Raw genomic sequence first — 11,690 nt, 5'->3', positions numbered from 1 at the left:
CAAAAGTATCCTTTTTCTATTTTTTTTATTTAATATGAAATTGACTTAGAGAAAACCCTAACTTCTCCACATATTCCCTTCCTAGTTCCATCCGCGCTGTTTTCAGTGGATCCACAACTTGGCATACTTTTAAATTACCTGCTGCTGATAATAAAAGAGTTGCATCAGCTTTAGACATTTCTAATTCTTCATGTAAAAATGTCACCATATTACGTACAGCACGATTCGCTGCATTATCTAACAATTTCTCTGAAGCAATTGTCATTATTTTTTCTTTTTGGATCGCCATCGGTAGTGGCCATTTCTTTTCTTTTATAATTTGAACAGTTACAGTTACCTCACCAGCAACCTCTACTCCACTAACACCAATTTCACCATCACCCATCGCAGCGTGTAAATCACCTAATGCTAAAAGAGCACCAGGAACATTTACAGGTAATAATAACGTTGTTCCTTCTTTAATCTCTTTACAATCCATATTCCCGCCATGATCATGCGGTGTGCCACATGAAATACTCTCTTCTTTCGGTGCAGTACCAATCACACCAATCATTGGATTAATCGGAATTTGCAGTTCTTTTGAAAATGAAACATGTCCATTATGTATTGGGACAATTTTCACTATATTTTCATTTAACTTATCACCCATTACACCAAGGTTCGCACCTGTCGTTAAAACGCCTTGCCCTGCAATTTTAATTTTTTCAATCATTACGACTAAAATATCGCCAGGTTCTGCACCTTTAATATATACAGGTCCAGTTGCTGGATTAATTCGATTCCAATCTAACTCTTGAAACACAACATCTTCAGAATCAATTTGATTTTCAAAGCAATCATATGTTTCAAATACAAGACGGCTCCCAATTTCTACTTCAATACATGGATTATTTTCTGGTGACATTGCGTAAATGATATGTTCTTTATGAATACAATGCATAATACCTCTCCTTTTTCGTTTTTATCTTCTATATAATAGTTAGCTTTTATCTGTATAAGCTCCTTTTTAAAATTAGTAGTTATTTTCAAGAAAAATGCACTTAGCTCATTTTGAAACATACACTCTTTACTATAACAGGTAAAGAAAGGTGGTATTACAATGCCCCTTATTCCATACAACGAAAGTGACGTTGATTTATTAGCACGTTTAATCCGTGCTGAAGCTGAGGGTGAAGGCCGACAAGGTGAACAACTTGTTGGCTGCGTTGTCGTAAATCGTGTGTTTTGTGATTGTTTAGATTTTAAAGAGCTTCGATCTGTGCGTGATGCAGTATATCAAAGCCCTGGCGGATTCGAAGCTGTTCAATACGGTTACTTTTATCAACGTGCCCGTGAATCAGAAAAAGAAATCGCAAGAAAAGTTTTACAAGGTGAATGGCGCTGGCCAGCACGATGGGCTCTTTGGTATTTTCGTCCAGTTGGAGCTTGTCCACCCGAATGGTATAACCAGCCGTTTGCAGGACAATTTAAAAGCCATTGTTTTTATGAACCACGTGGTGATGAATGTCCGAAAATGTATTCAAGATAACTAAACTTAAACAACGCAAGTACTTATTTTTTTGAGTACTTGCGTTGTTTTACTGTAGTTTAGAAATCTAATAATGTGATGAATCTTCTGATGCCTACCACATGTATTAATAACGGTATACGTGGACCACTTGATTGATTCATAACGAGCCTATAAATAATGGTAAATAATTGTTTTTGATTTTCTTTCATTATTTTTTTATTTTCATGATGACAAATCGTATACAATTGCTCCATTAGTTTAGAATGATCGTTATTAGAACGAAGTATTTTACAAACTTCTACTAGCCATTTTTTCTGCCTTTCATCCAATGTGTTATAAAACTCCGTATTTTTCTCTTTATTTACCGCAATTAATTTTTTAGATTGAAAGTTTCTTATCCAATACTCAGCACGATTACTTATCGCTATCATTTCAGGTAATGCATAGCTCCTATCTATTTTCTCTAATATATCTTGTAAAATAGATGAATCAAAATTTAATAACGGTAAAGTTCCTGCTACTTGATTAAACTTTGGATATTCTTTAAATCGGCTATCTAGTCTAGAAAGTTTAATTGCATCAAATAAATCTTCATTTTTGAGTGTTTTATTTTCATAACTATCCTTCAATCTCTCATACTCTGTATAATTGCGAATTACATCTTCATCAAGTCCAATGTGAAAAGCTGCGCCGGGCCTATATTTTGCAAACATAAAAAGAATTACTTCTGGTACATACACTTTTAATAAGTCGCTAGGTGTAATACTATTCCCTGAAGAACTGGACATTTTTTCATGATGCCCTTTAATTCCAATAAAATCATAAGCAACGTATTGAGGGGCTTCACAATTGAATATTTTCCTTGCAATTTCTTTTGATACATTATAACTACCGGTTTCCGATGAATGATCTCTTCCGCCCGGTTCGAAAATAACATCCTCTATCATCCATCTCATCGGCCAATCGATTTTCCAATTCAGTTTCATTTGACTTGTATTTAATACGGATAATTTATTTTGATTTCCACATTCACAGTCATACCGAACTGTTTTTAATACTTCATCAAAATGGGTAATAGTTGTTGCATCTTTCCCGCAGCTCTCACAATATAACGTAACGGGATAAAAGTTTTCTCTATCTTCTTCTCGGTGTATTCCTGTTTTAAAACCCATTAAAATATCATATATTTCTTTTCTTTTATACAAAGACTCTAATATGTTTTCGTTATACCTTCCGCTTCTATATTCAACATGTTGATAAATAAATTCTACTTCAATTCCAAATGCTTGAAGCGATTCCTCAAACTCTTTTTCAAAATGCTCTGCGTACGAGTTATGACACCCATACGGATCTGGAATATCACAGTATGGCATACCAATATATTTTGCAAAAGAAGGATCAATATTTTTAGGAACTTTTCTAAACCTGTCATAATCATCCCATGAAAAGATAAACCGAGTTTTTTTCCCTAAATCTTGCAGAGCCCTTACAACGAAATAAGTCGTTACTATTTCACGGAAGTTCCCAATATGAACAGAACCAGATGGACTAATTCCAGCTGCACAAACAAAAGTTTCTTTGTTTGGATGTTTTCTAATTAATTCAGGTGCTACTTCATACGCCCAATGCATATGCCACTCACCTCAATTGTATTTTCACATTTTCAGTTTTATACAACAAAAAAACTCCCACCCCCAAGATTATTCATCTTGAGGACGAGAGTTATTAGCTTCGTGGTACCACCTCAGTTTGTTAATACGTCACCATATTAACCTTTTCAGGTACGGCAAAATATGCTTATACCCTATCTCTATAACGGGAGAACCCGTCGCACCATCCCTAAATAAATTAGTTCCTTGCGCAGCTCCAAGTCTTTTTCATTAAGATGTATACCGCTCTTTCTCAGCTACCAGAGCTCTCTGTACGTATTCTTTCTTAACTACTCTTCTCTTCAATGCCATTTTAAATATTGATTTTTACATATGATAATTTATTATGTGTTTATTGTCAATTTTTTCTGAACAAAAATATAAAACTACCTAAAAAAATTTTTTATCGCTTCTAATTGAATTCTGTGGCTACACTCATCACAACAATATGTCCCTTTCGGTTTCTCCTTAAATCGCTTATATTTTTCACTTCCTTCGTATACTCGGAATATATTTTTACACGAAAAGCAAACAATCTCATAAAACATCATATGCATTTTCCTCACAGTGTTTATACATTTTTTAATAACTTGAAAAGGTCTGTTTTCGACATTGCAAATCTTAATAATCTCTCACAAAAGGTTTACCTCTATTCTTATCGAATTATATAAATATCTTATAAAGCGAGGTGAACATCTTGTTCAATAATATAGAATTAGTTTTAGATGCTAAAGCAAGTTTAGCTGAAGGACCATGTTGGAATGAACAAAAGCAGCTTTTATACTGGGTTGATATTATGGAGAAAAAACTATGCATTTATACCCCCACTAATAATTCAAACCGAGTGATTGCCCTCAATCAGCAAATCGGCTGTGTCGTTCCATATCTAGATGATGTAGTACTTTTAGCTCTAGAAAGAGGGTTTTATTCTTTTAATCTAAATACAGAAGAGCTTACACATATCTATGATCCTGAACCACATTTAATAGAAAATCGTTTTAATGACGGGAAATGCGATCCGGCTGGCCGCTTTTGGGCAGGCACTACAGACTTATACGGTATTAATGCTGCTGGTTCCTTGTATTGTTTAAACAATAATTTCAACGTAGATAAAAAAGTTGCACATGTAAATACATCAAACGGCATAGCATGGTCTCCTGACGATACATACCTTTATTTTATTGATACACCTACCAAAAAAGTAGTCCGTTTTCATTATGATATACATACTGGTGTAATTAGCAATCCAACAGATGTTATCATTTTCCCTGAAAATGAAGGTATACCCGATGGTATGACAATTGATGTAGAAGGTTGTTTATGGATTGCACATTGGGGAGGCTCGAAGATTACTAGATGGAATCCCTTTACTGGAAAACAGATTTTAAGTATTCCGATTCCTGCTTTATATGTAACGTCGTGTACATTTGGAGGATCTAATTTGACCGATTTATATATCACAACAGCCAGAACAAGAATGACGGATGCGGAATTAAAACTGTACCCACATGCTGGTGGTATATTTCGAATTCAAATGAATGTTAAAGGTTGTCCAACCTATTCATTTCGCCATGAAACTATTGGAGCTGAAACACTATGAACAGAATCGATTACATAAGACGAGAAGAGAAAAAGTATCACGATCTTTGCTATGAACAATATAAATTATTCGAAGCGGGATCTTGGCTTTATAAACCTGTTAAAACAGTTATGGACATGCTGAACTATTTTGAAGGACAGAAAGACCTACAAATACTTGACCTTGGCTCTGGTGTCGGTAGAAACAGTATTCCGATTGCACAAAAAATCACGAATAGTGGCGGCACTGTTACTTGTGTTGATCTACTCGATTCGGCTTTAATGAAGTTACAAGTTTATAGCAAAGAATATGGTGTATTTGAATACATAAAAACGGAACAAGTAGCAATTGAAAACTACTATATTGCTCCTAATACTTATGACTACATCGTTGCAGTATCAAGTTTAGAACACGTCAGATCAATAGACGATTTTAAAAAAGTGCTTCACTCTATGAAAAATGGGACAAAGAGTGGTGGTATCAATTGTTTAATAGTTAACTCTAACATTCAAGAAATTGACTTGGAAACGAATCAAGAATTAGATGCTTTAATTGAAATTAACCTTTCTATGGAAGAAATGATACGGACACTAAAAGGCGTTTATACCGAATGGCAAGAAGTAAAAGTTGAAATAAAAAATTTAGCGTATAATATTGTACGAAACGGTACACACATTCAATTAAATACGAATGCGATTACTTTTGTCATGCAAAAATTGTAGTTTATATGAGTGGTGACAATTTTTTTAAGTCACCACTCATATATTTATGTAAACATCATTCCATCGTAATTACAATTTTCCCTCTAGTATGCTGACTTTCACTCAAAATATGAGCTTCTCTAACTCCTTGTTCACTAAACGGAACAACCTTACTAATAATCGGTTTTATCTTTTCATCCTGGATCAAACTAGTTAATTCTTCTAATTGCTTTCCACTTGGTTTTAACCATAAGAACCCTGATTTTATGCCCTTTACTTCATGAAATGGTTCATGAACGATAGAAACTAGAACACCACCATATTTAATAATTTGAAAACTTTTTTCTTGTACTTCTCCGCCGATTGTATCTAACACAATATCATAATCTGATAGCAGCTCTTCAAATTTCTCTTTTTTATAATCAATAATGAGGTCAGCACCTAAAGACTTTAAAAACTCTTCATTTTTACTACTTGCAGTTGTAGCGACAAAGGCGCCAAATGATTTTGCGATTTGAATTGCAAAACTACCTACTCCGCCCGCTCCAGCATGAATTAATACTCGATCATTTTCTTTTATTTGTGCGTAATCAACAAGACTTTGCCAAGCTGTTAGTCCTGCAAGAGGTATAGACGCAGCTTCTTCAAAACTAATATTATTTGGCCTATGTGCTACTAAATCTGATTTCACTGTAATGTATTCAGCATAGGAGCCTTTCCCTATATTTTCTGGTTTCGTAAACACTTTATCTCCTATTTTGAAATGGTCCACATCTTCTCCAACTTCTTCAATTACTCCAGCAACATCTAAACCTAATATTATTGGAAATGAAAATTGCAGCTTCTCTTGTAATTCTCCCTTTCTTATTTTCCAATCAACAGGATTGACAGATGTTGCTTGTATACGTATTAATATTTCATTACATTTAACAACTGGTTTAGGAACTTGTCTTTCTTGTAATTCTTCAACACTACCATATTGATCAATAACAATTGCTTTCATTTCCTCTCCCCCTTGTTGTTTATTGTAATAACAAACAATTATTTTTCAAAATTTTCCGCCTTGGATGACAATAAATATGTTAGGAGGTGATATTTATGCTACTCTACTAATTAAGCATCATGAGTGCAAAAAACATTTATTTCACTTAAATACAATCTAATTTACGCCTAAGAAACACCCAAAGTTATATTTCTCTTTATTTATTAATGACCTTTAAATGAAACGGAGAGTGTGCTATGAGTGAACAAGTTTTCAAAGTAAACGGTATCGATATATGTACAGAAAGCTTTGGCAATCCTAATAACCCAGCAATATTATTAATTATGGGAGCTACGTGTTCAATGGTTTATTGGGATGAAGAATTTTGTGAAAGGTTAGCTAGCACAGGAAGATTTGTCATTCGCTATGATAACCGTGATGTTGGTCGCTCTATTACATATGAGCCTGGGACTTTCAATTACACTGTAGCAGACATGGCTGAAGATGCAATCGGAGTACTCGATGCGTATCATATTGACAAGGCACACCTTTTTGGCATGTCATTAGGAGGTATGATTGCTCAAATTGCTGCAGTAAAACACCCAGAAAGAATTTTGACCTTAACATTACTAGCAACAAGCGTTATTGGATCTGATAACAATACTCGTGATTTGCCTCCAATGGATGAAAGAATTTTGACACATCATGCTAATGGTGCAAATTTAGATTGGACAAATAAAGATATTATAGCGAAATATTTAATTACAGGATCACGTCTACTCTGTGGATCAAAGCGTATATTTGATGAAGCAAGAACTTTAAAACAAGTAAAGCAAGAAATAGAACGTGCTAACAATCTATTAAGTATGTTTAATCACGCCCTCCTTACAGGTGATGATTCTTATGAAGGTATACTAAAGTCGTTACTAGTACCTACTTTAGTAATTCACGGTACGGACGATACAGCTCTTCCACTTGAACATGGACTCGCACTTATTGATGAAATTCCGAACTCAAAGCTATTATCCCTTGAAGGTACAGGGCACGAGATTCATCCCGATGACTGGGATAAAATTATTAAAGCAGTTTCAGAACATATATCCCGTATAAGATAAGAACAACTATTAGAAGGGGCTCAAATTGTTTTGCCCCTTCTATTTATCCCGCTATTTGTGGGCAGTAAACACCCGATTGGTGAAGGCTAATAATCAGTGGGGGATGAACAAAACCCCCACTGATTATAGTTTCACTTTATAAAGATTACGATACAATATCAAAAACCCATCACTGCATTCGTATGTATAGTGATGGGCTCTACCTATATTTTTCTATGCTTAAAAAAATGGACAATCTAACTGGTCAACAGATTCCCACGATTTTTTTTTTACATTTTCGGTGGATTTACTATTTTCTAGTGGTACGTGTTTAAATGGATTCATTTCAACTTTTAATAGAGATGATGGTTCTATATATAAAGAAAAAACATGGCTATTTGGCAAGGTTTTTGATACATCAATATCTCCTACTTGTTTAAATAATTGCTGGGCCGCAAAGAAAAAGAAATTAGTTGGATTAGATTGTTTATTAAGCCAAGCAATCATTTCAGGCGATACTGATTTATTAATATTAATTTTCACTCGATCACCACGTTTATATCGCCTAGATCGCATACTTCCACCAACTAACTTATCGTTAAGTTTGTAAACCCTAACTCTTTTTGCTTATGCTCTCTATATTTTGGCGAACATGTATATACTAATAACCCGCGAGCATTGGTGAATAACGGGTTATCTACAAAGATCACATTTTTCAAGCGTCCTTTTTGTTTCAAAATCATTTTTAAGCTATTTTTAATAATAACTGCGCCCCCACCATAAATAAATACATATGGATCGTCTTTCATATCATCAATTTTGTTAATAATATCCGTTGCGACACGTGCTGCTAAACCTAAAAATGCTGGCTGCGATTCCTCAACTAACAATGCATTTCTTGGGTGCTTTTCATTTAAATAAATTTGGTTAAATTCTGTAATGCTATCAATTGTTTTCGTAGGATATTTCCGATTCCATCTCGTAATAATTTGTAGTAACGTTTCTTTTACACCGTACGATAATCCTTTACTTAATTGCGGACGGAAATTTACCCCTAATGAAACAACTTCTTCCGTTGTCCCCGCGCCAATATCAAAAGACAATAAAGTTTTATCTACAAAATCAATTTCTGAAACTTGATTTTGTTCACATTCTATTTTATGTTTCACAACATTTCCTTCCTCATCATATACAATCCCCCACGTCCCAGAAGCGCCTTCAGGTAGACATTTACAAAACTCAATAGAAACATTAATCGTAACATCGCGTCCATTTGGATAATGGAATATGACCTTGTGATTACCCATATACCGTTTCGCATTTTCAGCAGCAATTTCCTGTGTAATAAGTTGCATTGGAAGAGCAACAGATAAATCATAACGAATATTAATATGACTTGAAGTTGGACTTTGACGCATAGCACTTATCGCTAAACCTGAAAGGATTGTAATGACCATTAATTCATCAGTAGATTTATTTGATTTCTTCTCCACTTCAGTACCTTTTAATTGATCTTGAATCACTTTTTCTCCAACGATGTATCGTACATTATTTAACATTAGCGATGGAGAACTAATGGTCACATCAATGTGATTCTCTAATTCTGACGATGAAACTTCACCCTCATCTAACAACCCCGTAGACTCACCTATATATAAAGAATAAATACTCGGAATAAAAATAGGTTCCTGCCCTTTCACCATTAACTTCAAACCATTATTTCCTGCATCTGCACCCGCTTTTAAAAGAATAGACATAACTACCCCCTAAATTAATCTGACATCCCTTCCAAATATATGCGAGCCCATTCTTTTACATTCAAATGTATTGTAATTTTTTATTTATCTCAAAAATAAAACATCCTAAACATTCACTTCATATGTAAAAAACGTTTGACATGAAGCTTTTCCAATTTTATACTATGGATGTAAAGAGTTTTTTACAAAGGTGGAGGTGCAATTATATATTGAATACTAAAAAAATTATTTTTGTAATCATAACTTTATCTTTAATCGCTATACTTGTACATGGCACATACAAATACATAACTGAAGGTTCAATTTTGGGCGGGACTATTTTCGCTGCTTCTTTAATACTTAGTAATTTAATAAATCATATTACATGGGGAGATCCAAACGGAGTATCGGAAGAAAGTCAAGATGAGATGGGACAACAAATTACCTATAAAAGCTTTAAAATCGCGTATTTTGTGCTTGTAGGTGTTATGTTCCTTATATTACTCTGCTCGGAAGGATTTTCTATGGGTTCCAATTTGGATGGTGTAAAAAACCTTCCACTCTTTATTGCACTCTGTTCTTCCTTTCTTATTTTCCCTATTGTTGAACTCATTGTCGCCAAACAATATAAATAAAAAAAGTGGTTTTCTGCATTTAGAAAACCACTTTTTTATGTTTAAATACCTTCTGCTATTGCTTTCAGCTTATTCACAGTCCGCCAGTTCCTTACTGTAGCTGGCGTATGTAATTTTTGAAACTGGTTCATTAGTTTAGAATTCCGAATGCTTTTTTTGAAAAATAAATACACTACTCTTCCTTCGATATGGCAATCTTCTATGTCACTTTTGCACATAAGTAACCGCTTACTGTCTTCTTCAGAAAGTAGATTAGCTAAAAAGGCCACATGTACACTTTCTCCTTCTAATAACGAATGGGTCTCGTAAGGACACTTTTTAATAATATTAATAAATTCATCATTTGCTCGTAACATGACTGGAACATTGAAATCAAAAACGTTCTTAATTTCACATTCAATTCGTTCCTTTAAAAAACTTATCTCTTCTTCTGACTCAAACACTACATTTCCACTTTGAATATATGTTTTCACTCTTTTTAACCCTATTGATTCAAACATTATTTTCAAATCTGCCATTTTGATTACTTTATGTCCACCTACATTAATTCCCCGTAGTAGTGCAATATAAATTGTCATATGATTACCCCTCACGTATTTAAATGCTTAACAATCGAATTGTTTTGCACCTTCATGCTTCTCGAATACTTACTTTAATACATCTAACATATCATGTACGGAAAATATCTCAAATTAAAAAACTTACTACATGATTTTTTTCAAGAGTAAGCTTTGTTATCTCATTATCTCGTTATAGGCAAATGTAATATGAATTGTTGTCCAATTGGTCCCATTCTTCTAAACCCTTTATCTTGAAATCCAACTTTCTCATATAACTTTTGTGCCGGAATGTTTTTTTCATTTACAGCGAGAATCACTTCATTTTTTATTGGATAATAATATTTTACAAAGTCTTGTAATAACGCCAATGATTTTTTAGCATATCCTTTCTTTTGTTTATTGTGATTAACGGAAAAAGAGGTTAAAAGTATGGCATCCTTATTTTCTGTAAACTCCTGTACCCTATCACCTGTTTGTAATATAAATACACCGACAGGTACTCCGTTATAGTCTAAAATAACAACTACATTTTTCGTTCGATCATTTTTCGCTTTCTCCAGTAATTCACCTGGATTCGCTGTAAATTGAACTTGTTCACTTGGTAAAGTAAATGATTGTATTATCTCTTTATATTGCTCCTTATACGGCACTAATTGTATTTCGCTTGTATGTATGTTCATGCTTAACTCTCCCATTCCTTCAAGTTATTAACTTAAACCTTGCTGTGTTTTAGAATGCACTTTTCCATCCAAAAATGTTATTTTAGCAAATGATTTTGGATCGTTTCCTTTCCAAGCAAAAATTTGCTTAATTCGTGTAGAATGTTCTTCCCCTTCTTCTATGAGTAAATCCCCTTCAAAACCGATTAAATCTTTCACTTCTAAATAAGTCATTCCTTCATTAATATTTGAGAAATGATTTATATTAATGGTCTCTTGCTTTTTATTTTCCGTTATAGTAGAAGACATAGCTGTTTTCTTCTTCACTTCTTTCTTCTGGTCACACGCTGTCATACTAAAACCTATGCATAAACTACCTAATATGAGTGCGCTTTTTTTAATCATAACGGCTGTCCCTCCCCTCATTATTAAACCATATATTCCCTTGAAAATAAACTGAATATTTAATCTTACAGAAAAACCCCGTACAATTTTGAAGTGAACCCCGAAAACGGGACACATATCAAAACACCTAAACCATCTGTTCCCTAAATTCTTTAGGGGATAGGTGGTTTAATTTTTCTT

14 protein-coding genes and 1 other annotated feature are annotated in these 11,690 nt (G+C 33.9%); of the genes, 5 read left to right on the top strand and 9 right to left on the bottom strand.

What is annotated here, in order from left to right:
• Nucleotides 1–25: 25 nt before the first annotated feature.
• Nucleotides 26–940: an acetamidase/formamidase family protein gene (locus ABH960_RS19430; protein WP_404447635.1), complete on the bottom strand. Its 915-nt coding sequence runs from the start codon at nt 938–940 to the stop codon at nt 26–28.
• Between the two features lie 159 nt (nt 941–1,099).
• Between ABH960_RS19430 and ABH960_RS19425 the strand changes: the two genes are divergently transcribed.
• Entirely contained in the window at nt 1,100–1,528 is a 429-nt protein-coding gene (locus ABH960_RS19425) for a cell wall hydrolase (protein WP_001128405.1), read from the top strand.
• A gap of 59 nt (nt 1,529–1,587) precedes the next feature.
• On the opposite strand, the gene lysS is transcribed toward ABH960_RS19425, so the two are convergent.
• The gene (gene lysS / locus ABH960_RS19420) at nt 1,588–3,141 is read right to left on the bottom strand and encodes a lysine--tRNA ligase (protein WP_404447632.1); all 1,554 of its coding nucleotides are present in this window, start codon (nt 3,139–3,141) and stop codon (nt 1,588–1,590) included.
• Nucleotides 3,142–3,218: 77 nt separating this feature from the next.
• Nucleotides 3,219–3,474 (bottom strand) — a binding site (T-box leader).
• A 71-nt stretch (nt 3,475–3,545) separates the two neighbouring features.
• Nucleotides 3,546–3,716: a DUF2197 domain-containing protein gene (locus tag ABH960_RS19415; RefSeq protein ID WP_071734470.1), complete on the bottom strand. Its 171-nt coding sequence runs from the start codon at nt 3,714–3,716 to the stop codon at nt 3,546–3,548.
• A gap of 140 nt (nt 3,717–3,856) precedes the next feature.
• Here ABH960_RS19415 and ABH960_RS19410 point away from each other — a divergent pair, with 140 nt between their 5' ends.
• Both ABH960_RS19410 and ABH960_RS19405 read left to right on the top strand, forming a co-directional pair.
• Nucleotides 3,857–4,759, top strand: a complete 903-nt coding sequence (locus ABH960_RS19410) for an SMP-30/gluconolactonase/LRE family protein (protein ID WP_404447629.1) — start codon at nt 3,857–3,859, stop codon at nt 4,757–4,759.
• Nucleotides 4,756–5,460 carry a class I SAM-dependent methyltransferase gene (locus ABH960_RS19405; RefSeq protein WP_404447626.1) on the top strand — a complete coding sequence of 235 codons (705 nt, stop codon included), beginning with the start codon at nt 4,756–4,758 and terminating at the stop codon, nt 5,458–5,460. Before ABH960_RS19410 ends, ABH960_RS19405 begins: the two co-directional genes overlap by 4 nt.
• A gap of 55 nt (nt 5,461–5,515) precedes the next feature.
• Here the strand turns inward: ABH960_RS19405 and ABH960_RS19400 are convergent, their stop codons facing one another.
• On the bottom strand, nt 5,516–6,442 hold the full coding sequence (locus ABH960_RS19400) for an NADP-dependent oxidoreductase (protein ID WP_404447623.1): 927 nt from the start codon (nt 6,440–6,442) through the stop codon (nt 5,516–5,518).
• 236 nt (nt 6,443–6,678) lie between these two features.
• Between ABH960_RS19400 and mleBCA the strand changes: the two genes are divergently transcribed.
• Entirely contained in the window at nt 6,679–7,536 is an 858-nt protein-coding gene (gene mleBCA / locus ABH960_RS19395; RefSeq protein ID WP_404447620.1) for a BCA family alpha/beta fold macrolide esterase, read from the top strand.
• Nucleotides 7,537–7,755: 219 nt separating this feature from the next.
• On the opposite strand, the gene ABH960_RS19390 is transcribed toward mleBCA, so the two are convergent.
• Together ABH960_RS19390 and ABH960_RS19385 are read right to left on the bottom strand one after the other, a co-directional pair.
• Nucleotides 7,756–8,091 carry a hypothetical protein gene (locus ABH960_RS19390; RefSeq protein ID WP_404447617.1) on the bottom strand — a complete coding sequence of 112 codons (336 nt, stop codon included), beginning with the start codon at nt 8,089–8,091 and terminating at the stop codon, nt 7,756–7,758.
• A gap of 11 nt (nt 8,092–8,102) precedes the next feature.
• Nucleotides 8,103–9,272 carry a ParM/StbA family protein gene (locus tag ABH960_RS19385; RefSeq protein WP_002013097.1) on the bottom strand — a complete coding sequence of 390 codons (1,170 nt, stop codon included), beginning with the start codon at nt 9,270–9,272 and terminating at the stop codon, nt 8,103–8,105.
• A 209-nt stretch (nt 9,273–9,481) separates the two neighbouring features.
• Between ABH960_RS19385 and ABH960_RS19380 the strand changes: the two genes are divergently transcribed.
• The gene (locus ABH960_RS19380) at nt 9,482–9,886 is read left to right on the top strand and encodes a hypothetical protein (RefSeq protein WP_012261049.1); all 405 of its coding nucleotides are present in this window, start codon (nt 9,482–9,484) and stop codon (nt 9,884–9,886) included.
• 41 nt (nt 9,887–9,927) lie between these two features.
• On the opposite strand, the gene ABH960_RS19375 is transcribed toward ABH960_RS19380, so the two are convergent.
• The 3 genes from ABH960_RS19375 to ABH960_RS19365 all read right to left on the bottom strand — a co-directional run bounded on the left by ABH960_RS19375 (nt 9,928) and on the right by ABH960_RS19365 (nt 11,510).
• Nucleotides 9,928–10,464, bottom strand: a complete 537-nt coding sequence (locus ABH960_RS19375) for a DUF1697 domain-containing protein (protein WP_016091496.1) — start codon at nt 10,462–10,464, stop codon at nt 9,928–9,930.
• Nucleotides 10,465–10,628: 164 nt separating this feature from the next.
• A complete protein-coding gene (locus tag ABH960_RS19370) occupies nt 10,629–11,126 on the bottom strand; it encodes a GNAT family N-acetyltransferase (protein ID WP_242245678.1) in 498 nt (165 codons plus the stop codon).
• Between the two features lie 27 nt (nt 11,127–11,153).
• Complete coding sequence (locus ABH960_RS19365; RefSeq protein WP_002085167.1) at nt 11,154–11,510, bottom strand: hypothetical protein; 357 nt, start codon at nt 11,508–11,510, stop codon at nt 11,154–11,156.
• Nucleotides 11,511–11,690 lie beyond the last annotated feature (180 nt).

Origin of the sequence: Bacillus sp. RC252, from assembly GCF_044909215.1 — a bacterium.
Taxonomy (GTDB): domain Bacteria; phylum Bacillota; class Bacilli; order Bacillales; family Bacillaceae_G; genus Bacillus_A; species Bacillus_A mycoides.
This window is presented reverse-complemented; position numbering and strand designations above follow the sequence as displayed.